Origin of the sequence: Streptococcus pneumoniae, from assembly GCF_001457635.1 — a bacterium.
Classification (GTDB): Bacteria; Bacillota; Bacilli; order Lactobacillales; family Streptococcaceae; genus Streptococcus; species Streptococcus pneumoniae.
The window spans coordinates 209479-235248 of the sequence record NZ_LN831051.1 but is presented as its reverse complement, the minus strand read 5'-3'; the positions used below and the strand labels follow the sequence as shown (position 1 = coordinate 235248).

General features: G+C 42.8%; 17 protein-coding genes and 1 pseudogene. 16 read left to right on the top strand and 2 right to left on the bottom strand.

What is annotated here, in order from left to right:
* The first annotated feature begins 13 nt into the window (after window positions 1–13).
* The 5 genes and pseudogenes from rseP (at window position 14) to AT689_RS01110 (ending at window position 7784) form a co-directional block, all read left to right on the top strand.
* The gene (gene rseP / locus AT689_RS01130; RefSeq protein WP_000900660.1) at window positions 14–1273 is read left to right on the top strand and encodes an RIP metalloprotease RseP; all 1260 of its coding nucleotides are present in this window, start codon (window positions 14–16) and stop codon (window positions 1271–1273) included.
* Between the two features lie 12 nt (window positions 1274–1285).
* Window positions 1286–3139, top strand: coding sequence for a proline--tRNA ligase (locus AT689_RS01125; RefSeq protein WP_000814064.1), 1854 nt, complete (start codon window positions 1286–1288; stop codon window positions 3137–3139).
* Window positions 3140–3237: 98 nt separating this feature from the next.
* A complete protein-coding gene (bglA, locus tag AT689_RS01120; protein WP_000943512.1) occupies window positions 3238–4617 on the top strand; it encodes a 6-phospho-beta-glucosidase in 1380 nt (459 codons plus the stop codon).
* A 191-nt stretch (window positions 4618–4808) separates the two neighbouring features.
* Window positions 4809–6617, top strand: a complete 1809-nt coding sequence (glmS, locus tag AT689_RS01115) for a glutamine--fructose-6-phosphate transaminase (isomerizing) (RefSeq protein WP_000334275.1) — start codon at window positions 4809–4811, stop codon at window positions 6615–6617.
* Window positions 6618–6735: 118 nt separating this feature from the next.
* A pseudogene (locus AT689_RS01110) lies at window positions 6736–7784 on the top strand (LLM class flavin-dependent oxidoreductase).
* 99 nt (window positions 7785–7883) lie between these two features.
* Here the strand turns inward: AT689_RS01110 and spuA are convergent.
* Window positions 7884–11654 (bottom strand): LPXTG-anchored pullulanase SpuA, encoded by a 3771-nt coding sequence (gene spuA / locus AT689_RS01105; RefSeq protein ID WP_001232820.1) that lies wholly within the window; start codon window positions 11652–11654, stop codon window positions 7884–7886.
* Window positions 11655–12070: 416 nt separating this feature from the next.
* Between spuA and rpsL the strand changes: the two genes are divergently transcribed.
* From rpsL to pepC, 11 genes are all read left to right on the top strand, one after another.
* Window positions 12071–12484 (top strand): 30S ribosomal protein S12, encoded by a 414-nt coding sequence (rpsL, locus tag AT689_RS01100; RefSeq protein ID WP_001142332.1) that lies wholly within the window; start codon window positions 12071–12073, stop codon window positions 12482–12484.
* Window positions 12485–12503: 19 nt separating this feature from the next.
* Window positions 12504–12974 carry a 30S ribosomal protein S7 gene (gene rpsG, locus AT689_RS01095; protein ID WP_000087873.1) on the top strand — a complete coding sequence of 157 codons (471 nt, stop codon included), beginning with the start codon at window positions 12504–12506 and terminating at the stop codon, window positions 12972–12974.
* A gap of 424 nt (window positions 12975–13398) precedes the next feature.
* Window positions 13399–15480, top strand: a complete 2082-nt coding sequence (fusA, locus tag AT689_RS01090; RefSeq protein WP_000090347.1) for an elongation factor G — start codon at window positions 13399–13401, stop codon at window positions 15478–15480.
* 103 nt (window positions 15481–15583) lie between these two features.
* Window positions 15584–19975: a PolC-type DNA polymerase III gene (locus AT689_RS01085; protein ID WP_000071428.1), complete on the top strand. Its 4392-nt coding sequence runs from the start codon at window positions 15584–15586 to the stop codon at window positions 19973–19975.
* A gap of 101 nt (window positions 19976–20076) precedes the next feature.
* Entirely contained in the window at window positions 20077–20340 is a 264-nt protein-coding gene (locus tag AT689_RS01080) for a type II toxin-antitoxin system RelB/DinJ family antitoxin (protein WP_000041492.1), read from the top strand.
* Window positions 20333–20611 carry a type II toxin-antitoxin system RelE/ParE family toxin gene (locus AT689_RS01075; protein WP_000913054.1) on the top strand — a complete coding sequence of 93 codons (279 nt, stop codon included), beginning with the start codon at window positions 20333–20335 and terminating at the stop codon, window positions 20609–20611. The genes AT689_RS01080 and AT689_RS01075 overlap by 8 nt, the downstream gene beginning before the upstream one ends.
* A 20-nt stretch (window positions 20612–20631) precedes the next feature.
* Window positions 20632–20784 carry a hypothetical protein gene (locus AT689_RS01070; protein WP_000776635.1) on the top strand — a complete coding sequence of 51 codons (153 nt, stop codon included), beginning with the start codon at window positions 20632–20634 and terminating at the stop codon, window positions 20782–20784.
* Window positions 20785–20805: 21 nt separating this feature from the next.
* Complete coding sequence (locus tag AT689_RS01065) at window positions 20806–22047, top strand: aminopeptidase (RefSeq protein ID WP_000243919.1); 1242 nt, start codon at window positions 20806–20808, stop codon at window positions 22045–22047.
* A gap of 9 nt (window positions 22048–22056) precedes the next feature.
* Window positions 22057–22287, top strand: coding sequence for a GlsB/YeaQ/YmgE family stress response membrane protein (locus tag AT689_RS01060; RefSeq protein ID WP_000901566.1), 231 nt, complete (start codon window positions 22057–22059; stop codon window positions 22285–22287).
* A 222-nt stretch (window positions 22288–22509) separates the two neighbouring features.
* The gene (locus AT689_RS01055) at window positions 22510–23232 is read left to right on the top strand and encodes a pseudouridine synthase (protein WP_001234897.1); all 723 of its coding nucleotides are present in this window, start codon (window positions 22510–22512) and stop codon (window positions 23230–23232) included.
* A gap of 217 nt (window positions 23233–23449) precedes the next feature.
* The gene (gene pepC / locus AT689_RS01045) at window positions 23450–24784 is read left to right on the top strand and encodes an aminopeptidase C (protein WP_000991634.1); all 1335 of its coding nucleotides are present in this window, start codon (window positions 23450–23452) and stop codon (window positions 24782–24784) included.
* A 55-nt stretch (window positions 24785–24839) separates the two neighbouring features.
* Here pepC and AT689_RS01040 read toward each other — a convergent pair whose 3' ends face one another.
* Window positions 24840–25751: a PTS system mannose/fructose/sorbose family transporter subunit IID gene (locus AT689_RS01040; RefSeq protein ID WP_000136861.1), complete on the bottom strand. Its 912-nt coding sequence runs from the start codon at window positions 25749–25751 to the stop codon at window positions 24840–24842.
* Window positions 25752–25770 lie beyond the last annotated feature (19 nt).

The following is a 25770-nucleotide window of genomic DNA, read 5'->3' as shown; positions in this document are numbered from 1 at the left end:
CGGAGGAAACGCTATGCTCGGAATTTTAACCTTTATTCTGGTTTTCGGGATTATTGTAGTGGTGCACGAGTTCGGGCACTTCTACTTTGCCAAGAAATCAGGGATTTTAGTACGTGAATTTGCCATCGGTATGGGACCTAAAATTTTTGCTCACATTGGCAAGGATGGAACGGCCTATACCATTCGAATCTTGCCTCTGGGTGGCTATGTCCGCATGGCCGGTTGGGGTGATGATACAACTGAAATCAAGACAGGAACGCCTGTTAGTTTGACACTTGCTGATGATGGTAAGGTTAAACGCATCAATCTCTCAGGTAAAAAATTGGATCAAACAGCCCTCCCTATGCAGGTGACCCAGTTTGATTTTGAAGACAAGCTCTTTATCAAAGGATTGGTTCTGGAAGAAGAAAAAACATTTGCAGTGGATCACGATGCAACGGTTGTGGAAGCAGATGGTACTGAGGTTCGGATTGCACCTTTAGATGTTCAATATCAAAATGCGACTATCTGGGGCAAACTGATTACCAATTTTGCAGGCCCTATGAACAATTTTATCTTAGGTGTCGTTGTTTTTTGGGTTTTAATCTTTATGCAGGGTGGTGTCAGAGATGTTGATACCAATCAGTTCCATATCATGCCCCAAGGTGCCTTGGCCAAGGTAGGAGTACCAGAAACGGCACAAATTACCAAGATTGGCTCACATGAGGTTAGCAACTGGGAAAGCTTGATCCAAGCTGTGGAAACAGAAACCAAAGATAAGACGGCACCGACTTTGGATGTGACTATTTCTGAAAAGGGGAGTGACAAACAAGTCACTGTTACACCCGAAGATAGTCAAGGTCGTTACCTTCTAGGTGTTCAACCGGGGGTTAAGTCAGATTTTCTATCCATGTTTGTAGGTGGTTTTACAACTGCTGCTGACTCAGCTCTCCGAATTCTCTCAGCTCTGAAAAATCTGATTTTCCAACCGGATTTGAACAAGTTGGGTGGACCTGTTGCTATCTTTAAGGCAAGTAGTGATGCTGCTAAAAATGGAATTGAAAATATCTTGTACTTCTTGGCAATGATTTCCATCAATATTGGGATTTTTAATCTTATTCCGATTCCAGCCTTGGATGGTGGTAAGATTGTGCTCAATATCCTAGAAGCCATCCGCCGCAAACCATTGAAACAAGAAATTGAAACCTATGTCACCTTGGCCGGAGTGGTCATCATGGTTGTCTTGATGATTGCTGTGACTTGGAATGACATTATGCGACTCTTTTTTAGATAATCGAGGAATATTATGAAACAAAGTAAAATGCCTATCCCAACGCTTCGCGAAATGCCAAGCGATGCTCAAGTTATCAGCCATGCTCTTATGTTGCGTGCTGGTTATGTTCGCCAAGTTTCAGCAGGTGTTTATTCTTATCTACCACTTGCCAACCGTGTGATTGAAAAAGCTAAAAACATCATGCGCCAAGAATTCGAAAAGATTGGTGCTGTTGAGATGTTGGCTCCAGCCCTTCTTAGTGCAGAATTGTGGCGTGAATCAGGTCGTTACGAAACCTATGGTGAAGACCTTTACAAACTAAAAAACCGTGAAAAATCAGACTTTATCTTAGGTCCAACTCACGAGGAAACCTTTACAGCTATTGTCCGTGATTCTGTTAAATCTTACAAGCAATTGCCACTCAACCTTTATCAAATTCAGCCCAAGTATCGTGATGAAAAACGCCCACGTAATGGACTTCTTCGTACACGTGAGTTTATCATGAAGGATGCTTATAGTTTCCACGCTAACTATGATAGTTTGGATAGTGTTTATGATGAGTACAAAGCAGCCTATGAGCGTATTTTCACTCGTAGTGGTTTAGACTTCAAGGCTATTATTGGTGACGGTGGAGCCATGGGTGGTAAGGATAGCCAAGAATTTATGGCCATTACATCTGCTCGTACAGACCTTGACCGCTGGGTTGTCTTGGACAAGTCAGTTGCCTCATTTGACGAAATTCCTGCAGAAGTGCAAGAAGAAATCAAGGCAGAATTGCTCAAATGGATAGTCTCTGGTGAAGATACCATTGCTTACTCAAGTGAGTCTAGCTATGCAGCTAACTTAGAAATGGCAACAAACGAGTACAAACCAAGCAACCGTGTTGTCGCTGAAGAAGAAGTTATTCGTGTTGCAACGCCAGATGTTAAATCAATTGATGAAGTTGCAGCTTTCCTCAATGTTCCAGAAGAACAAACGATTAAAACCCTCTTCTACATTGCAGATGGTGAGCTTGTTGCAGCCCTTCTAGTTGGAAATGACCAACTCAACGAAGTCAAGTTGAAAAACCACTTAGGAGCAGATTTCTTTGACGTTGCTAGCGAAGAAGAAGTGGCGAATGTTGTTCAAGCAGGATTTGGTTCACTTGGACCAGTTGGTTTGCCAGAGAATATTAAAATTATTGCAGATCGTAAGGTGCAAGATGTTCGCAATGCAGTTGTCGGTGCTAACGAAGATGGCTACCACTTGACTGGTGTGAACCCAGGCCGTGATTTTACTGCAGAATATGTGGATATCCGTGAAGTTCGTGAGGGTGAAATTTCCCCAGATGGACAAGGTGTCCTTAACTTTGCGCGTGGTATTGAGATTGGTCATATTTTCAAACTCGGAACTCGCTACTCAGCAAGCATGGGAGCAGATGTCTTGGATGAAAATGGTCGTGCTGTGCCAATCATCATGGGATGTTACGGTATCGGTGTCAGCCGTCTTCTTTCAGCAGTGATGGAGCAACACGCTCGCCTCTTTGTTAACAAAACGCCAAAAGGTGAATACCGTTACGCTTGGGGAATCAATTTCCCTAAAGAATTGGCACCATTTGATGTGCATTTGATTACTGTCAATGTCAAGGATGAAGAAGCGCAAGCCTTGATAGAAAAACTTGAAGCAAGCTTGATGGGAGATGGTTATGAAGTCTTGACAGATGACCGTAACGAACGTGTCGGTGTTAAATTTAGCGATAGTGACTTGATTGGTCTTCCAATCCGTATCACTGTTGGTAAAAAAGCGGCCGATGGCATTGTAGAAGTTAAGATCAAGGCAACTGGTGACACCATTGAGGTTCATGCAGATAACGTGCTTGAAACGCTTGAAATCCTAAGCAAGAAATAAAAACTATAATCAGAAGAAAAACAAGGAAAAAATGTAACTAGTTTTTACCTTGTTTTTTCTGTATAATGGGAGAAATGAGTAGATAAAGAGGTAAATGTATGCTAAGATTTCCAAAGGATTTTGTCTGGGGATCCTCTACTTCTGGACCGCAGACAGAAGGACGTGTAGCTGGTGACGGCAAGGGAGACAATCTCTGGGATTACTGGTTCCAAGTGGAGCCAAATCGTTACTATAATGGGATTGGTTCAGATAAGACATCGACTTTTTATGAAAATTGGGAGCGGGATATTGAGCTTTTGTTAGAGACTGGTCACACAGCCTTTCGGACTTCTATTCAGTGGTCACGGATTTTTCCACAAGGCTGTGGAAAAGTCAACCCTCAAGGTGTGGATTTTTATCGTAAGGTCTTTGAGGCTATTAAGGCTAAAGGAATTCGTCTGTTAGTCAATCTCTATCATTTTGATTTACCTTTTGCCCTTCAAGAGGATGGTGATGGTTGGGAAAATAAGGCGACAGTCTCAGCCTATGAAGACTATGCTCGTTTTTGTTTTGAGACTTATGGAGATTTAGTGGATCAATGGATTACCTTTAACGAGCCCATCGTTCCTGTAGAATTTGGTTATTTTTATGATGCCCATTATCCACATAAGGTGGATGCAGAGGCAGCTGTTAAGGTAGCCTATCATACACAATTGGCCAGCAGCCGGGCTGTTAAGGCTTGCCATGAACTTTTGCCTGATTCCAAGATTGGGATTGTCCTCAACTTGACACCGGCTTATCCACGTAGCCAGCATCCTGCTGATGTCAAGGCAGCTCGTATTGCGGCCCTTTTTCAGGCCCAATCTTTCTTAGATCCATCTGTCTTGGGGACTTATCCACAGGAGTTGGTAGAAATCTTGCATGAACACGGTCTTTTACCTGATGCTACAGAGGAAGAGTTGGAACTCATTCGTGATAATACGGTGGACATCCTTGGTGTGAACTACTATCAACCTTTGCGTGTTATGGCTCCTCGATTTGCTAAGCATCCAGATAGTCCACTCTTACCAGAACATTTTTACGAGCCTTATGTGATGCCTGGACGTAAAATCAATTCTCACCGTGGTTGGGAGATTTATGAGCAAGGAATTTATGACATCGCCCAAAATATCAAGGAAAATTATGGCAATATTGAGTGGATGTTGACTGAGAATGGTATGGGTGTTGAAGGAGAAGAAAAATTCCGTCAAGATGGAATGATTCAAGATGATTACCGTATTGACTTTGTAAAAGGTCATCTTCGTGAACTTCACCGTGCCATTGAAGATGGTGCCAACTGTAAGGGCTACTTGATTTGGACCTTTATTGACTGCTGGTCATGGCTCAACAGCTATAAAAATCGCTATGGTTTGGTCGAATTAGACTTGGAAACGCAAGAACGTCGTCTGAAGAAATCAGGCCACTGGTTCAAAGAATTAAGCGATAATAATGGATTTTAAAAAGGACTCTGACTGATTATCCCAATCGGTCAGAGTTTTTTGCTTACAGGAGCTTAATTTGAACTATACCAATTTTTACTCTTGACAAGTGAAAGAAACAAGTATATACTGTTTTTGCTGATTCTATAAAAGATGAATTAGACTATACCAATTTTAAGGAGAAAGCACAGCTTGCCTGTGTCGTATATACTATGTGTGGAATTGTTGGTGTTGTTGGAAACACAAATGCAACTGATATTTTGATTCAAGGGCTTGAAAAGCTTGAATACCGTGGCTATGATTCTGCGGGAATTTTTGTCCTAGATGGTACTGATAACCATTTGGTGAAGGCTGTTGGTCGTATCGCAGAATTGTCTGCTAAGACAGCTGGTGTTGAGGGAACAACTGGTATCGGACATACTCGTTGGGCAACTCATGGGAAACCAACGGAAGACAATGCTCACCCACACCGCTCTGAGACAGAACGTTTTGTCTTGGTTCACAATGGGGTGATTGAAAACTACCTTGAAATTAAAGAAGAATACCTTGCTGGGCACCACTTCAAAGGGCAAACAGATACGGAAATCGCCGTACATTTGATTGGAAAATTTGCGGAAGAAGACGGTCTCTCAGTTCTTGAAGCCTTTAAAAAAGCTCTTCATATTATCCGTGGTTCATATGCCTTTGCCTTGATTGACTCTGAAAATCCAGATGTCATCTATGTAGCGAAAAACAAATCTCCACTTTTGATTGGTCTTGGGGAAGGCTACAATATGGTCTGCTCAGATGCTATGGCTATGATTCGTGAAACCAACCAATACATGGAAATTCATGACCAAGAGTTGGTAATCGTCAAGGCTGATAGCGTGGAAGTTCAAGACTATGATGGTAACAGTCGTGAACGTGCTAGCTATACTGCGGAACTTGACTTGTCAGATATCGGTAAGGGAACTTATCCTTACTACATGCTTAAGGAAATTGATGAGCAACCAACTGTTATGCGTAAACTCATTCAAGCCTACACGGATGATGCTGGTCAAGTAGTGGTTGATCCTGCTATCATTAAGGCTGTTCAAGACGCAGACCGCATCTACATCCTTGCAGCTGGAACATCTTACCATGCAGGATTTGCTTCTAAGAAAATGTTGGAAGAATTGACAGATACACCAGTTGAACTTGGCATCTCATCTGAGTGGGGCTACGGTATGCCACTTCTCAGCAAGAAACCACTCTTCATCTTTATCAGCCAATCTGGTGAAACAGCGGATAGTCGTCAAGTTTTGGTCAAGGCTAATGAAATGGGAATTCCAAGCTTAACAGTGACAAATGTTCCAGGCTCAACCCTCTCACGTGAAGCCAACTATACCATGCTCCTTCACGCAGGTCCTGAAATTGCCGTGGCATCAACTAAAGCCTATACAGCGCAAATCGCAGCCCTTGCCTTCCTTGCAAAAGCAGTCGGAGAAGCAAATGGTAATGCTAAAGCGCAAGCCTTTGACCTGATTCATGAATTGTCAATCGTAGCTCAGTCTATCGAATCAACTCTTTCAGAGAAAGAAACCATTGAAGCCAAGGTTCGTGAACTTCTTGAAACAACTCGTAACGCCTTTTACATCGGACGTGGTCAAGATTACTACGTAGCCATGGAAGCAAGTCTCAAACTCAAAGAGATTTCTTATATCCAGTGTGAAGGCTTTGCTGCAGGAGAACTCAAGCACGGAACCATTGCCTTGATTGAAGAAGGAACGCCTGTTTTGGCTCTCTTGTCAGATCCAGTTCTTGCCAATCATACTCGTGGAAATATCCAAGAGGTCGCAGCCCGTGGTGCCAAAGTCCTCACTATCGCAGAAGAGAATGTAGCCAAAGATACCGACGATATCGTCCTTACGACCGTACATCCATACCTCTCACCAATTTCAATGGTCGTACCAACGCAATTAGTCGCTTACTTTGCAACCCTCCACCGTGGCCTCGATGTGGACAAACCACGTAACCTTGCCAAGTCAGTAACGGTAGAATAAGCTAAAAAAGTCTAGTTATCTAGGCTTTTTCTTGTGAGCAAATTGGTTGCTTGTACTCAAGATTCGTGTTAGAATAATTTTTCAAATTGAAGGACAGAGATAGACAAGGAGAATCACAATGGTAGAATTGGGAATTTCAACATTTGGGAAATAACGGAGCTTGAAGGGACTGGACAAACTTACAGTCATGCTGAACGCATTCGCCAGTTGGTGGCAGAGATTGAGCTGGCTGACAAGGTTGGTTTGGACGTATATGGGATTGGCGAGCACCATCGGGCGGATTTTGCAGTATCAGCCCCAGAGATTGTCCTGGCCGCTGGGGCAGTCAATACCAAGAAAATCCGTTTGACCAGTGCAGTCAGCATTCTGTCAAGCATGGACCCGATTCGTTTGTTCCAACAGTATGCCACTATCGATGCTTTGTCAAATGGACGAGCGGAGATTATGGCTGGAAGGGGATCTTTCACGGAATCTTTCCCTCTGTTTGGTTATGACTTGAAAGACTACGACTCTCTTTTTGATGAGAAATTAGACTTGCTTCAGTTAGTCAATGAAAAGACCAAGTTAGACTGGCAAGGTCGATTGACTCAAACGATTGCTGGTAAAGAAGTTTATCCTCGTCCAGTTCAGGACAAATTGCCCTTGTGGATAGCTACAGGTGGTCATGTCGAATCAACAGTGAAGATTGCTCAGGCTGGTCTACCGATTGTATATGCTATTATTGGTGGTAATCCACGTTATTTTAAAAAGTTGATTCAGGCTTATCGTGAGATTGGAAGCGAAGCGGGCCATGCTGACAAAGACTTGAAAGTGGGAGCCCATTCTTGGGGGTGGATTGCGGAAGATGGTGAGCAGGCGGTGAAAGATTATTTCCATCCGACTAAGCAAGTGGTGGATGCTATTTCCAAAGACCGTCCGCACTGGCAGGAATTGCGTTATGAGCAATATTTGGAGCAGGTAGGGCCAAATGGCGCCATGTTTGTTGGCAATCCAGATCAGGTGGCCGAAAAATTGATTCGCATGATAGAGGATTTAGGATTGGACCGCTTCATGCTTCATCTACCGCTTGGTTCTATGCCTCATGACCAGGTTCTGAGAGCTATTGAACTCTTCGGAACACAAGTTGCACCCAAAGTACGAGCTTATTTTGCTATGAAAGAGGCTTAATAAAAAATCCTAATCAAGTTTATTAGGACAACAAATATTGTACAAAAATTAATCCCCCGAGCTATAATGCTTGGGGGATTTTTCTATAGGAGGGCTAGTTTAGTTCTCTTTTTTATTTTTTAGTAAGAAACCGAGACCAAGGAGCGCAAGGAGGCTGATTCCTGCAAATAGGAGTTTGTTTTCGTTTTTGATTCCTGTATTTGGAAGTTCAGCTTGTTTATCTGGGGTTGCAGGTATATTTTCCTTGCTAGAGTTTTCTACCGATTCGTTTCGAACCGCTTCTTTTACAGATGATGCTTGTGCTTCTTGTGCTGGTTGTTCAGCTTGTGAATCAGCTGTAGCTTGGCCAGGTTTATTTTCCGCATCAGCTACTTTGGCATCTGGTTTAGTAGAATCAGGTCTAGCTTCTGGAGCTGGGTCTTGATGTTCAGGCTTGGAAGGGGTTGAGTCTGGTTTCTCTTCTGCAGTTGACTCATGGCTAGTTCCATTTTGAGAGACTCGAAGAACAGTAGCTGTAAGGGCATTCAATTTCAAGCCTTTTTCAGTCCATTCAAGTCCTTTCGGGTTGGCAATTCCGACTGGTCCTGCTTGGTTTTCATCTGCCAAAACTTCCGCATTTCTTAGATGTGCAAAGGCAGTTCCCAAATTAAATTCGCGAGCTTTTTCATCCGCATTGACAAAGACTGCGTAGATATCGCCGTTTGGAGCAGTGATTTGGTAGCCAATCACTACATCCTCTTTTTCCACACCATTTTGGCCTGGGACAGTGATGAGGTGGACACGGTCTTTGATATCTTGGAGACTCTTAAGTCGGAAGGCATCTGTAGATTGACGAAGGGCAATCAAACCTTTCATATAGTCACGGCTCTTGACATTTTCAGGATAAGCTTTACCATCTGTAGCCTTAGTCCAGTCAAACTTGTTGACTGCATCACTAGAATCGTAAGAGTCATGGATGAAGTAAGGATAGTCAAATGGGTTGCCGTCCTTATCACGCAACAAGTGAGATTTGTTTGGAACCTTATCCTCTGCTACAGGAGTTCTGTAGGCTGGGTCACGGAATTGTTTGGTACGTCCATATTCCTGGCCAGAGTGGATAAACGGAGTTCCTTGAGCTGTCAAGACCATGAGATTTCCAAGTCTCAAACGACGGTGGATTTCAGCATAGTTCTCAGCCTTGCTTGGGTCTTTTTTGATAGACTGGGCAATGATGTCAAAGAGGGTCAAGTTATCATGGGCTGCGATGTATTGGATGACATCTCCAGGGCTGTCAGCTTCAAAGTTAGTTGGCTGAGCAATGAGATTTTTAAAGATAGTGTTAACATCACGCTTGCCACCTGTGATAAAGGCAGGTTGACCTTCGTTTGGATAACCAGATTTGAGGTTGTTACGGATGTCATCTGAAAAGACAGCGACAGTATCGGTATGTTTCATCCAATCTTGGTCAGCAGCTTTAGTAGGCATGTTTTCATCACCGGCATAGGTTCTCCAACCTTCGCCTAACATGATTAGATTTGGATTGAGGGCGCGTGCAGCCTTGTAAGCTTCTTCGATAGAAGCGGCGTCATGGTCTCCCATCATATCGAAACGGAATCCATCCACTTTGTAGGTATCAACTAGGTATTTGATAGAGTCAACTAGGAGGCGTTTGGTCATATGGTGGGTTGTCCCCAAGCGTCCACCACCAAAGCTAGTTCGAGGTGTGCCATCGGCATCCATAAAGTGGTAGTAGTTTGGCTCTAGGTCTTCAAAGATATCGACTTTGGCTGTGTGGTTATAAACGACATCTAGGATAGCTCCCATACCACGTTTGTGGATTTCGTTGATGAGGTTTTTAAATTCTGCGATTCGTTTTTCTGGATTCTTAGGATTGCTTGAGTACATACCAGTCAAGGAGAAGTAGTTTTGAGGGTCATATCCCCAGTTGTAGTTGCTGTTGCTTGAAGCATAGTCAGACAAGCGTTCATGGTTTTTCAATTCATTGACAAAGTAGTAAGACAAGACTGGAAGGAGCTGGATATGGGTTACACCCAAGTCTTTGAGATAGTCTAGTTTTTCAATGAAGGCTTCAAAAGTCCCAAATGGTTTGGTCAAGTCTTTTGCAATGGCAGGATCTGAAGTGAAGTCACGCACATGAGCTTCGTAGATAACGGCGTCTTCACGAGTCTTGAAATTGTGAATCTTACCATAAGTCAAGTCTTGAGGTCCGAGTTTAGCTGGATCTACAAAGGCGGCTTTAGCCACTTTATGGGCATCGTCAATCTTGGCATCGTCGCTATTCCAAGCAGCAAGAGATTTAGCGTAAGGATCGAGTGCAAGAACAGTTTTACCTTGACGCTCGATTTGGTATTGATAATAGTAGCCAGTGAAATCTGTGATTCCGAGTTTGTTTGTGCTGTCTAGAGTTTGTTTCCAAGTTCCTCTTTCCCCTTTTTCGAGAGCGACAGTTCCAACTACTTTGTCAGGGTCATTCTTGTCGTAGACAACAACAGAAACCTTATCAGCACTTGGTGACCAAAGGGTCAAATCAACTTGTTTTCCTTCTTCTTTTAGGTCAGCTCCCAGTTTGCCATCATAGCTGTATGTCTCATCTTTCAGGCGCCAGCTTGTTTTGGTAGTGAATTGGTCGGAATTGTAGCTAACAGTATAAGGATGTTTTGTGTCAGAGAAATCTCCGCTGTAGGTCACTTTCTTACCAGCTTCATCGATTGCAACATCGGTAATAGTTACCTTGTTTCCTAGGTGATTAGTGATGTTGGAGTGTTTGAGGATATCTTCTTTTTTAGCACCGACAAGTGTTGAAAAGCTACTTTCAATGCTAGAAGTGCCTACGTGTTGGGCTCCTGTCATACGGATATCATGGACATAGTATGGATTTGTGTAAATCGATTCATCATCGTCTTTTAGGAAAATTTGGCTATGATTTTTCAAATCTGTGAACTTATAATTTTCTTTACGGATTTTCACGTCGTCTCCTTGTTTGCTCTCATCTAGTAATAAAAATCCAAATTCTCTTGCGGCTTCATTAAGAGGAATGTCGATATAGCGGCCATATTTGCCTGTAGCCGTAAAGTCTGTTCCGTCAGGCCATTGAGCGCTACTTGGATTTTTTACATCTCCCCAGTACCAGAGAGATTTCTTGTCATAGTTGCCATCTGTGCGGTAGTAGTTGACGCGAACAGTTCCTGCAGGCTGTGGCTCGTAAGAGAAAACCTTGTAATCTTGGTCTAACCAAGCCTCGTTCATTTTTGGAACTAGTTTTTCTACAGATTTATCGCCGGTTAGATTTTTTCCAGCTGTATTGTTGATGAGGAAGCTAATTTTCTTGGCTTGTTCTCCCTTTAATTTGACATCTAGGTAATAGCCGTAGTCATCTTTCTTGGCATCCTTGAAGGACAAAGCTCCGTTTGGCCAGTTTTCAGATGGTTTTTCAACATCGTCCCAAGTCCATAGTCCTTGAGCATCCTTGTTTTCTTCAGGAAGTTTTTTGACATGGATACGGAAGTAGTTATCTTCGATGGGCTCTTCTGCCTTAGTTTCAGTTGTTACTGGACTAGTAGAAGTAGTTGGCTCTGTTGCAGGTTTTTCTTCTGTTTTCTCTAGGGAAGCGTTTGCATTTCTAGGTGAAGAAATATCACTTTCGTTCTTACCAGAGCCAGCTGCTGTATCAGTAAGAGGTTGGGCAAGGGTGGTTGTATTTCTGTTGTTGGGTTCGTTAGTGGTTGGTGTACTTTCGTCGGATGAGATAGTTGGTGTAGCCATGGCAAGCAAGACAAGGCTTGCGCCGATAAGGACAGAACCAGTTCCATTTTTGAGGGAACGGATGCTGTAGACCATTTTTTTCTCAGTGTGAGATGGTGTTTTTCTCATAATGATTCTCCAATCAATAAATTTCTATATCAGTATAGCATGTAGTAAAACAATATGCAAGCGTTTTCTTTGATTTGTGAAAAAAATTCCTACTTTTGAGAAGTTTTCTGTACTATTTTATATATCAGTATAAATGACGGAGATAAAAATGTCACATAAGCCAAGCCGTATTATTAGGAAGATGATGTGTTCCCAGCTATTTTTATTCAGAAATTGATCTCTAACATTACCAATAAAAATGAAAAATATCTTGACAAGCAAGGGAAAATTTTGTTACAATAATAGACGGTACTTTTTACTTTTGGTCTCTCAAGAGTGTACAGGGACGTGCTGACAAATGTTGCAAAAGTACACACAGATGATATCTGTCACCAAGTGTATCATCACCAAAAATAAAAAAACACAGGAGAATGTAGATGCCTACAATTAACCAATTGGTTCGCAAACCGCGTAAATCAAAAGTAGAAAAATCTAAATCACCAGCTTTGAACGTTGGTTACAATAGTCATAAAAAAGTTCAAACAAACGTTTCTTCACCACAAAAACGTGGTGTTGCAACTCGTGTTGGAACAATGACACCTAAAAAACCTAACTCAGCCCTTCGTAAATTCGCTCGTGTACGTTTGAGCAACCTTATCGAAGTTACTGCCTACATCCCAGGTATCGGACACAACTTGCAAGAGCACAGCGTGGTGCTTCTTCGCGGTGGACGTGTAAAAGACCTTCCAGGGGTACGTTACCATATCGTCCGTGGTGCACTTGATACTGCAGGTGTTAACGATCGTAAACAAGGCCGTTCTAAATACGGTACTAAACGTCCAAAAGCATAAGGAAAGGGGATAAAGAGAAATGAGTCGTAAAAATAGAGCTCCAAAACGTGACGTATTGCCAGATCCGCTATACAATTCACAACTAGTTACTCGTCTTATCAACCGCGTTATGCTTGATGGTAAACGTGGTACTGCTGCTTCAATCGTTTACGGTGCTTTTGAGCAAATCAAAGAAGCTACTGGCAACGATGCACTTGAAGTATTTGAAACAGCTATGGAAAACATCATGCCTGTACTTGAAGTACGTGCACGTCGTGTTGGTGGTTCTAACTACCAAGTCCCAGTTGAAGTTCGTCCAGAACGTCGTACAACACTTGGACTTCGTTGGTTGGTAACAATCGCTCGTCTTCGTGGTGAACACACAATGCAAGACCGTCTTGCAAAAGAAATCTTGGATGCTGCTAACAACACTGGTGCAGCTGTTAAGAAACGTGAAGATACTCACCGTATGGCTGAAGCTAACCGTGCATTCGCACACTTCCGTTGGTAAGATAGGATGCGAAAGCGTTAAGAAAGTCCCAGAGAAAATAGGGAATCGAAGCAGGTTGCGGTTGCAACCAATGAGATTCATCTTTTTCTCCAGACTTTTAGCTTGAGCTCAACTAAATCATGATGCTAGGCACGGTAAGGATGCAAGGTGAAAATAGGAAACTGACGCAGTATTCAACGAATACAAGGAGTTTTATCTTTTTCACGCAGCATCCCGTTCCAGCTCACATCGGCTAACTAACTTTAGCCCGGGTTCAAATTAGCTAAATCGATTAGTATTAGCTATAACTCAGCTTACCATCTCGTAAGTTGAAACCAACAATAGCATGAAAACATTGAGAACGGGTAGGTCCTGCCTATCCGTTTTTATTAAAATCGTGTTATAATAGAATAGAAATCAAAAATAAATAGGAGAAACAAACCTCATGGCACGCGAATTTTCACTTGAAAAAACTCGTAATATCGGTATCATGGCTCACGTCGATGCCGGTAAAACAACAACTACTGAGCGTATTCTTTACTACACTGGTAAAATCCACAAAATCGGTGAAACTCACGAAGGTGCGTCACAAATGGACTGGATGGAGCAAGAGCAAGAACGTGGTATCACGATCACATCTGCTGCGACAACAGCTCAATGGAACAACCACCGCGTAAACATCATCGACACACCAGGACACGTGGACTTCACAATCGAAGTACAACGTTCTCTTCGTGTATTGGATGGTGCGGTTACCGTTCTTGACTCACAATCAGGTGTTGAACCTCAAACTGAAACAGTTTGGCGTCAAGCAACTGAGTACGGAGTTCCACGTATCGTATTTGCCAACAAAATGGACAAAATCGGTGCTGACTTCCTTTACTCTGTAAGCACACTTCACGATCGTCTTCAAGCAAATGCACACCCAATCCAATTGCCAATCGGTTCTGAAGATGACTTCCGTGGTATCATTGACTTGATCAAGATGAAAGCTGAAATCTATACTAACGACCTTGGTACGGATATCCTTGAAGAAGACATCCCAGCTGAATACCTTGACCAAGCTCAAGAATACCGTGAAAAATTGATTGAAGCAGTTGCTGAAACTGACGAAGAATTGATGATGAAATACCTCGAAGGTGAAGAAATCACTAACGAAGAATTGAAAGCTGGTATCCGTAAAGCGACTATCAACGTTGAATTCTTCCCAGTATTATGTGGTTCAGCCTTCAAAAACAAAGGTGTTCAATTGATGCTTGATGCGGTTATCGACTACCTTCCAAGTCCACTTGACATCCCAGCAATCAAAGGTATTAACCCAGATACAGACGCTGAAGAAACTCGTCCAGCATCTGACGAAGAGCCATTTGCAGCTCTTGCCTTCAAGATCATGACTGACCCATTCGTAGGTCGTTTGACATTCTTCCGTGTTTACTCAGGTGTTCTTCAATCAGGTTCATACGTATTGAATACTTCTAAAGGTAAACGTGAACGTATCGGACGTATCCTTCAAATGCACGCTAACAGCCGTCAAGAAATCGACACTGTTTACTCAGGTGATATCGCTGCTGCCGTTGGTTTGAAAGATACTACAACTGGTGACTCATTGACAGATGAAAAATCTAAAATCATCCTTGAGTCAATCAACGTTCCAGAACCAGTTATCCAATTGATGGTTGAGCCAAAATCTAAAGCTGACCAAGACAAGATGGGTATCGCCCTTCAAAAATTGGCTGAAGAAGATCCAACATTCCGCGTTGAAACAAACGTTGAAACTGGTGAAACAGTTATCTCAGGTATGGGTGAACTTCACCTTGACGTCCTTGTTGATCGTATGCGTCGTGAGTTCAAAGTTGAAGCGAACGTAGGTGCGCCTCAAGTATCTTACCGTGAAACATTCCGCGCTTCTACTCAAGCACGTGGATTCTTCAAACGTCAGTCTGGTGGTAAAGGTCAATTCGGTGATGTGTGGATTGAATTTACTCCAAACGAAGAAGGTAAAGGATTCGAATTCGAAAACGCAATCGTCGGTGGTGTGGTTCCTCGTGAATTTATCCCAGCGGTTGAAAAAGGTTTGGTAGAATCTATGGCTAACGGTGTTCTTGCAGGTTACCCAATGGTTGACGTTAAAGCTAAGCTTTATGATGGTTCATATCACGATGTCGACTCATCTGAAACTGCCTTCAAGATTGCGGCTTCACTTTCCCTTAAAGAAGCTGCTAAATCAGCACAACCAGCTATCCTTGAACCAATGATGCTTGTAACAATCACTGTTCCAGAAGAAAACCTTGGTGATGTTATGGGTCACGTAACTGCTCGTCGTGGACGTGTAGATGGTATGGAAGCACACGGTAACAGCCAAATCGTTCGTGCTTACGTTCCACTTGCTGAAATGTTCGGTTACGCAACAGTTCTTCGTTCTGCATCTCAAGGACGTGGTACATTCATGATGGTATTTGACCACTACGAAGATGTACCTAAGTCAGTACAAGAAGAAATTATTAAGAAAAATAAAGGTGAAGACTAATCCGTCCTCACTCTAGAAGGAAGTCACTTAGTGGCTTCCTTTTGTCTTTAGAAAATACCTCTAAATATGGTAAAATAGTAGAAGAATAATGTGAGGAAAATGAATGTCAAATAGTTTTGAAATTTTGATGAATCAATTGGGGATGCCTGCTGAAATGAGACAGGCTCCTGCTTTAGCACAGGCCAATATTGAGCGAGTTGTGGTTCATAAAATTAGTAAGGTATGGGAGTTTCATTTCGTATTTTCTAATATTTTACCGATTGAAATCTTTTTAGAATTAAAGAAAGGTTTGAGCGAAGAATTTTCTAAGACAGGCAATAAAGCTGTTTTTGAAATTAAGGCTCGGTCTCAAGAATTTTCAAATCAGCTCTTGCAGTCCTACTATAGGGAGGCTTTCTCTGAAGGTCCATGTGCTAGTCAAGGTTTTAAGTCCCTTTATCAAAATTTGCAAGTTCGTGCTGAGGGTAATCAGCTATTTATTGAAGGATCTGAAGCGATTGATAAGGAACATTTTAAGAAGAATCATCTTCCTAATTTAGCCAAACAACTTGAAAAGTTTGGTTTTCAAACTTTTAACTGTCAAGTCGAGAAGAATGATGTCCTGACCCAAGAGCAGGAAGAGGCCTTTCATGCTGAAAATGAGCAGATTGTTCAAGCTGCCAATGAGGAAGCGCTCCGTGCTATGGAACAACTGGAGCAGATGGCACCTCCTCCAGTGGAAGAGAAACCAGTCTTTGATTTTCAAGCGAAAAAAGCTGCAGCTAAACCCAAACTGGATAAGGCGGAGATTACTCCTATGATCGAAGTGACGACAGAGGAAAATCGTCTGGTATTTGAAGGGGTTGTTTTTGATGTGGAGCAAAAAGTGACTAGAACAGGTCGTGTTTTAATCAACTTTAAAATGACGGACTATACTTCAAGTTTTTCTATGCAAAAGTGGGTTAAAAACGAGGAAGAGGCCCAGAAGTTTGACCTCATCAAGAAGAATTCTTGGCTCCGAGTTCGAGGGAATGTGGAGATGAATAACTTCACACGCGATTTGACTATGAACGTACAGGATCTGCAGGAAGTTGTTCACTATGAGCGGAAGGATTTGATGCCAGAAGGTGAGCGTCGGGTTGAGTTTCATGCTCATACTAACATGTCGACTATGGATGCTTTGCCAGAGGTCGAAGAGATTGTTGCAACAGCTGCTAAGTGGGGACACAAGGCGGTTGCTATCACAGACCATGGGAATGTCCAGTCCTTTCCACATGGCTATAAGGCGGCTAAGAAAGCGGGAATCCAGCTGATCTATGGGATGGAAGCCAATATCGTGGAGGACCGTGTCCCTATCGTCTATAACGAAGTGGAGATGGACTTATCAGAAGCAACCTACGTGGTCTTTGACGTGGAAACGACGGGACTTTCAGCTATCTATAATGACTTGATTCAGGTTGCGGCCTCTAAGATGTACAAGGGGAATGTTATTGCTGAATTTGATGAATTTATCAATCCTGGGCATCCCTTGTCAGCTTTTACTACAGAGTTAACTGGAATTACAGATGATCATGTCAAAAATGCCAAACCACTAGAACAAGTTTTGCAAGAATTCCAAGAATTTTGCAAGGATACGGTCCTAGTTGCCCACAATGCTACCTTTGACGTTGGCTTTATGAATGCTAATTATGAGCGGCATGATCTTCCAAAGATTAGTCAGCCAGTTATTGATACGCTGGAGTTTGCTAGAAACCTCTATCCTGAGTATAAACGCCATGGTTTGGGGCCTTTGACCAAGCGTTTTGGTGTGGCCTTGGAACATCACCACATGGCCAACTACGATGCGGAAGCGACTGGTCGTCTGCTTTTCATCTTTATCAAAGAGGTAGCAGAAAAACATGGTGTGACCGATTTAGCTAGACTCAACATTGATCTAATCAGTCCAGATTCTTACAAAAAAGCTCGGATCAAGCATGCGACCATCTATGTCAAGAATCAGGTAGGTCTAAAAAATATCTTTAAGCTGGTTTCCTTGTCTAATACCAAGTATTTTGAAGGAGTGCCACGGATTCCGAGAACGGTTCTAGATGCCCATCGAGAGGGCTTGATTTTAGGTTCAGCCTGTTCAGAGGGTGAAGTTTTTGACGTGGTCGTTTCTCAAGGTGTGGATGCGGCGGTTGAGGTGGCCAAGTATTATGATTTTATCGAGGTCATGCCACCGGCTATCTATGCACCCTTGATTGCCAAAGAGCAGGTCAAGGATATGGAGGAACTCCAGACCATTATCAAGAGTTTGATAGAGGTTGGAGACCGCCTTGGCAAGCCTGTTCTGGCTACGGGAAATGTTCACTATATCGAACCGGAAGAAGAGATTTATCGTGAAATTATCGTCCGTAGTTTGGGACAGGGTGCGATGATTAATCGAACTATCGGTCATGGTGAACATGCCCAACCAGCACCACTTCCAAAGGCTCATTTTCGAACGACTAATGAGATGTTGGATGAATTTGCCTTTTTGGGAGAGGAACTGGCTCGTAAACTGGTTATTGAAAACACCAATGCCTTGGCAGAAATATTTGAACCCGTTGAAGTCGTTAAGGGTGACTTGTATACGCCTTTCATCGACAAGGCTGAAGAAACAGTTGCTGAGTTGACCTATAAGAAAGCTTTTGAGATTTATGGAAATCCGCTGCCAGATATTGTTGATTTGCGGATTGAAAAAGAATTAACATCCATACTGGGGAATGGATTTGCTGTGATTTATCTGGCATCGCAGATGCTGGTGCAACGTTCTAATGAACGGGGTTATTTGGTTGGTTCTCGTGGGTCTGTCGGATCTAGTTTCGTTGCGACCATGATTGGGATTACGGAGGTCAATCCTCTCTCTCCTCACTATGTCTGTGGTCAGTGTCAGTACAGTGAGTTTATCACAGATGGTTCGTACGGTTCAGGATTTGATATGCCCCATAAGGACTGTCCAAACTGTGGTCACAAACTCAGTAAAAACGGACAGGATATTCCGTTTGAGACCTTCCTTGGTTTTGATGGGGATAAGGTTCCTGATATTGACTTGAACTTCTCGGGAGAAGATCAGCCTAGCGCCCACTTGGATGTGCGTGATATCTTTGGTGAAGAATATGCCTTCCGTGCGGGAACGGTTGGTACGGTAGCTGCCAAGACTGCCTATGGATTTGTCAAGGGTTACGAGCGAGATTATGGCAAGTTTTATCGTGATGCAGAGGTGGAACGCCTCGCTCAAGGAGCGGCGGGTGTCAAGCGGACAACAGGCCAACACCCGGGGGGAATCGTTGTTATTCCGAACTACATGGATGTCTACGATTTTACGCCTGTCCAGTATCCAGCAGATGATGTCACGGCTGAATGGCAGACCACTCACTTTAACTTCCACGATATCGATGAGAACGTCCTCAAACTCGATGTACTGGGACATGATGATCCGACCATGATTCGAAAACTTCAGGATTTGTCTGGTATTGACCCTAATGAAATTCCTATGGATGACGAAGGCGTTATGGCACTCTTTTCTGGGACTGATGTGCTAGGGGTAACACCTGAACAAATTGGAACGCCTACGGGTATGTTGGGGATTCCAGAGTTTGGAACAAATTTCGTACGTGGAATGGTAGACGAAACCCATCCGACAACCTTTGCGGAATTGCTTCAGCTGTCTGGTCTGTCACACGGTACTGACGTTTGGTTGGGGAATGCTCAGGATCTGATTAAGCAAGGAATAGCGGACCTATCGACTGTTATCGGTTGTCGGGACGACATCATGGTTTACCTCATGCATGCGGGTCTGGAACCTAAGATGGCCTTTACCATTATGGAACGGGTACGTAAGGGTTTGTGGCTAAAGATTTCAGAAGAGGAGAGAAATGACTATATCGAAGCCATGAAGGCTAATAAGGTGCCAGAGTGGTATATCGAATCCTGTGGGAAAATTAAGTACATGTTCCCTAAGGCCCATGCGGCAGCCTACGTTATGATGGCCTTGCGTGTAGCTTACTTCAAGGTTCACCATCCTATTTATTACTACTGTGCTTACTTCTCCATTCGTGCTAAGGCTTTTGATATCAAGACCATGGGTGCGGGCTTGGAGGTCATCAAGCGCAGAATGGAAGAAATCTCTGAAAAACGGAAGAACAATGAAGCCTCTAATGTGGAAATCGATCTCTATACAACTCTTGAGATTGTCAATGAGATGTGGGAACGAGGTTTCAAGTTTGGTAAATTAGATCTCTACCGTAGTCAGGCGACAGAGTTCCTCATCGACGGGGATACCCTTATCCCACCATTTGTAGCAATGGATGGTCTGGGAGAGAACGTTGCCAAGCAACTGGTGCGGGCGCGTGAAGAGGGAGAATTCCTCTCTAAAACAGAACTACGCAAGCGTGGTGGACTCTCATCAACCTTGGTTGAAAAGATGGATGAGATGGGTATTCTTGGAAATATGCCAGAGGATAACCAGTTGAGTTTGTTTGATGAGTTGTTTTAAAAAATTGCTTAATAATCTATTAAAAGAGGCTAACGTATATCCAATAGATTTACATTAGCTTTCTTTTTTGTTAAAATAGTCTATGGAAAGAGGGTGAGAGTATGTCAAAGATGAGTATAAGCATCCGTCTGGATAGTGAGGTTAAGGAGCAGGCCCAACAGGTGTTTAGTAATCTGGGAATGGATATGACAACAGCTATTAATATTTTCCTTCGTCAGGCAATTCAATATCAGGGATTACCTTTTGATGTTAGACTAGACGAAAATCGGAAGTTGCTCCAAGCGTTAACGGATTTAGACCAAAATCGTAATATGAGCCAGTCTTTTGAATCAGTCTCAGATTTGATGGAGGACTTACGTGCTTAAGATTCGTTATCATAAACAGTTTAAAAAAGATTTTAAGTTGGCTATGAAGCGTGGTTTGAAGGCAGAATTATTAGAAGAAGTTTTGAATTTTCTGGTTCAAGAAAAAGAACATCCTGCCAGATATCGTGATCATTCATTGACGGCATCCAAGCATTTTCAAGGAGTTCGTGAATGCCATACCCAGCCAGATTGGCTTTTGGTTTATAAAGTAGACAAGTCGGAATTGATTTTAAATTTGCTGAGGACAGGCAGTCACAGTGATTTATTTTAATCTATTTTAAGGGGGTTCTCATGAAACTAAGAATATTTGCGGAAGATAAGCCGGCTAAGAAGGTATTTGAATATCAATTAGAACTTGCTGATCGTACAATTCTTCTATCGACAGCACTCTTGTCAGGTGCTATTGCTTTAGCAGGAATCTTTTCTGCTTTGAGAGAAAAATAAAAATAGAAAAGAGAAAACAGAATGGTTTTACCAAATTTTAAAGAAAATCTAGAAAAATATGCGAAATTGTTGGTTGCGAACGGAATTAACGTGCAACCTGGTCACACTTTGGCTCTCTCTATTGATGTGGAGCAACGTGAATTGGCACATCTAATCGTGAAAGAAGCTTATGCCTTGGGTGCGCATGAGGTCATCGTTCAGTGGACAGATGATGTGATTAACCGTGAGAAATTCCTCCATGCCCCGATGGAGCGTTTGGACAATGTGCCAGAATACAAGATTGCTGAGATGAACTATCTCTTGGAGAACAAGGCTAGCCGTCTTGGGGTTCGTTCATCTGATCCAGGTGCCTTGAACGGAGTGGATGCTGACAAGCTTTCAGCTTCTGCTAAAGCTATGGGACTTGCCATGAAGCCTATGCGTATCGCAACTCAATCTAACAAGGTTAGCTGGACTGTAGCAGCTGCAGCAGGACTTGAGTGGGCTAAGAAAGTCTTCCCAAATGCTGCGAGCGACGAAGAAGCAGTTGATTTCCTTTGGGACCAAATTTTCAAAACTTGCCGTGTCTACGAAGCAGATCCTGTTAAGGCTTGGGAGGAACATGCAGCCATTCTCAAGAGCAAGGCCGATATGCTTAATAAGGAGCAATTTTCAGCCCTTCACTACACAGCGCCAGGAACAGATTTAACACTTGGTTTGCCAAAGAACCACGTTTGGGAATCAGCTGGTGCTGTCAATGCACAGGGCGAAGAATTCTTGCCAAATATGCCAACAGAAGAGGTCTTCACAGCGCCTGACTTCCGTCGTGCAGATGGTTATGTCACTTCTACAAAACCGCTTAGCTACAACGGAAATATCATTGAAGGCATTAAGGTGACCTTTAAGGATGGACAAATCGTAGATATCACTGCTGAGAAGGGTGATCAGGTTATGAAAGACCTTGTCTTTGAAAATGCGGGTGCGCGTGCCTTGGGTGAATGTGCCTTGGTACCAGATCCAAGTCCAATTTCTCAGTCAGGCATTACCTTCTTTAACACCCTTTTCGATGAAAATGCGTCAAACCACTTGGCTATCGGTGCAGCCTATGCGACTAGCGTTGTTGATGGAGCGGAGATGAGCGAAGAGGAGCTTGAAGCTGCAGGGCTTAACCGTTCAGATGTTCACGTAGACTTTATGATTGGTTCTAACCAAATGGATATCGATGGTATTCGTGAGGATGGAACGCGAGTACCTCTTTTCCGTAATGGGAATTGGGCAAATTAAGGAGATAATATGTTAGGAAGTATGTTCGTTGGTCTCCTAGTGGGATTTTTAGCAGGTGCTATGACCAATCGTGGAGAGCGAATGGGATGTTTTGGAAAAATGTTTCTCGGTTGGATCGGAGCCTTTCTAGGTCACTTGCTCTTTGGAACTTGGGGGCCAGTTTTATCAGGAACAGCTATTATCCCAGCGATTTTAGGAGCTATGATTGTTTTAGCTATTTTTTGGAGACGAGGAAGTTAATTTCCTAAATCTGATACTCAATAAAAATCAAAGAGCAAACTAGGAAACTAGCCGCAGGTTGCTCAAAGCAGTGCTTTGAGGTTGCAGATAGAACTGACGAAGTCAGTAACATATATACGGCAAGGCGACGTTGACGCGGTTTGAAGAGATTTTTGAAGAGTATGAAACGAAAAGGAGGTTGGTCATTGTACCAGCCTCCTTTTGATATGATATAATAGTTCTATGAGATTAGATAAATTTTTAGTTGCCTGTGCGGTGGGAAGTCGGACTGAGGTCAAAAACTTGCTCAAGGCTGGGCGCGTGACTGTAAATGGTAAAAAAGAAAAATCAGCTAAATTGCAGATTGATGAAAAAATAGATGAGATTCGCTTTGATGGGCAAGTGTTGGAGTATGAAGAGTTTGTCTACTACATGATGAACAAGCCCAAAGGAGTTATATCAGCGACTGAGGATCCCAAGCACAGAACCGTTCTGGACTTGTTGGATGACTTGGCGCGGAGTAAGGAAGTTTTCCCAGTAGGACGCTTGGATATTGACACGCATGGTCTTTTGCTCTTGACCAATGATGGTCAGCTGGCTCATGTTCTTCTTTCGCCCAAGCGTCATGTGGACAAGACTTATCTGGCACAAGTCAAGGGAATCATGACCCAAGAAGATGTGGAGATATTTGCTGAGGGTATTCCTCTCAAAGACTTTACCTGTCAACCCGCTATACTGGAGCTTGTATCCATAGATACAGAAAAGAATCAAAGCCAGATCCGTGTGACCATTGCAGAAGGGAAGTTTCATCAGATCAAGCGTATGGTGGGCTACTGTGGCAAGGAAGTGGTGGACTTGCAACGATTGACTATGGGAACTTTAGTATTAGATGAGAACCTGGAACGAGGGGAATGGCGTCTCTTGACCAAGGAAGAATTAGAAATTCTCCGCGCTAATATTATTTAATTTAGTTTAATACTCAATGAAAATCAAAGAGCAAACTAGGAAACTAGCCGCAGGCTGTACTTGAGTACGGCAAGGCGACGTTGACGTGGTTTGAATTTGATTTTCGAAGAGTATAAATTCGAAAAAGGTGAGGGACAATGTCCTCGCCTTTTATGTTTTTTAGTTGCTTCCTTTGTGAAAAGAGTTATAATAGACTGTAGAATAAAAGGAGGAATCTATGAACGCGATTCAAGAATCATTTACTGATAAACTATTTGCCAACTATGAAGCAAATGTAAAATACCAAGCGATTGAAAATGCTGCCAGCCACAACGGAATTTTTGCAGCTCTGGAATGTCGCCAAAGCCATGTAGACAACACACCTGTTTTCTCATTGGATTTAACCAAGGACAAGGTCACTAACCAGAAAGCGTCTGGTCGTTGCTGGATGTTTGCGGCTCTCAACACCTTCCGCCACAAACTCATCTCGCAATACAAATTGGAGAACTTTGAGTTGTCACAAGCCCACACTTTCTTCTGGGATAAGTATGAGAAATCAAACTGGTTCTTGGAGCAAGTCATTGCGACTTCAGACCAAGAATTGACTAGCCGCAAGGTTAGCTTCTTACTCCAAACACCTCAACAAGATGGCGGTCAATGGGATATGGTCGTTTCCCTCTTTGAAAAATACGGTGTCGTGCCTAAGTCAGTTTATCCTGAGTCTGTTTCATCTAGCAGCAGTCGTGAGCTAAATGCGATCCTTAATAAATTGCTTCGTCAAGATGCTCAAATCTTGCGTGATTTGCTTGTTTCTGGTGCAGATCAAGCGACTGTTCAAGCTAAGAAAGAAGACCTCTTGCAAGAAATCTTTAACTTTCTTGCTATGTCATTAGGACTTCCACCACGCAAGTTTGACTTTGCTTATCGCGATAAAGATAACAACTATAAAAGTGAAAAAGGAATCACACCACAAGAGTTTTACAAGAAATATGTCAATCTTCCTTTAGAAGACTACGTTTCTGTTATCAATGCTCCAACTGCTGATAAACCTTACGGAAAATCTTACACAGTTGAGATGTTGGGGAATGTGGTTGGTAGCCGTGCAGTTCGCTACATCAACGTTCCAATGGAGCGCTTGAAAGAATTGGCGATTGCCCAAATGCAAGCAGGTGAGACTGTTTGGTTTGGTTCTGATGTCGGCCAGCTCAGCAACCGTAAGGCTGGCATCCTTGCGACAGATGTTTATGACTTTGAATCAAGCATGGACATTAAACTTACTCAAGACAAGGCTGGACGTTTGGACTATAGCGAAAGCTTGATGACCCACGCCATGGTCTTGACAGGTGTTGACTTGGACGAAAATGGTAAATCAACCAAGTGGAAGGTTGAAAACTCATGGGGAGACAAGGTCGGTACAGATGGTTACTTTGTTGCCTCAGACGCTTGGATGGACGAATACACATACCAAATCGTTGTTCGTAAGGAATTGCTGACAGCAGAAGAACAAGCTGCCTATGGAGCAGAACCAATCGTACTTGCACCATGGGATCCAATGGGAGCCTTGGCTGAATAAAAGCATAGAAAAAAGGAATCAGATTTTAGAACCTGGTTCCTTTTTAGTTGCTTGATTACATGATGTGAAGAACATGTGCCACAATACCCACTGCGAAGAGGGCAAGGATAATAGTGATTGGAGATACTTTTTTCTTAAGTAAGTACATGCAAAGTAAAGTAAGGAGTAGTCCTGATAATCCAGGAATCAACATATCCAAGTTTTGTTGGAAAGTAGTAACTTTTTCAGGAGTTTGAGACAATCCTTGTCCTACTTGTGCGAATGCTTCTTGGATACCTTTAGACCCTTCTGGCAATTTATCCCAATGGATATAAGCCTTTTCATCTAGTTGAACTTTAGAAACATCGAAAGCAAATTTAATATTTACCCAGCGTTGAACAAGGACAGCAAGAATGAACATCCCAAGGATAGAAGCTCCTTTAGTGATATCTTGAAGGATACCACCAGACATATCTTTAGTGATTTCTGATCCAGCCTTGTATCCAATCTCTTGAACATACCACAAGAATGACATACGAATCAAGTTCCATGCAACAAAGAAGAGGAGTGGACCCAAGATATTGCCAGTAAGGGCAAGTGAAGCACCGAGAGATCCAAGGATTGGGCGCACTGTAAACCAGAATACTGGGTCACCGATACCAGCAAGAGGTCCCATCATACCGATTTTAACCCCTTGGATAGCAGCGTCATCGATTTCCACACCGTTAGCACGTTCTTCTTCAAGCGCAAGAGTAACCCCCATGACTGGAGCAGCTACGTATGGATGAGTGTTGAAGAACTCAAGGTGACGCTCAAGAGCAGCGATTTGATCTTCTTTTTTAGTATAGAGTTTTTTGATAGCTGGAATGAGTGTATAAGCCCAGCCCAAGTTTTGCATCCGTTCAAAGTTCCAAGACCCTTGTAAGAAGGTTGAACGCCACCAAACTTTTTTACGATCTGATTTAGTTAATTGAAGTTTTTCAGTCATGATGTTTTCAGTCCTTTCT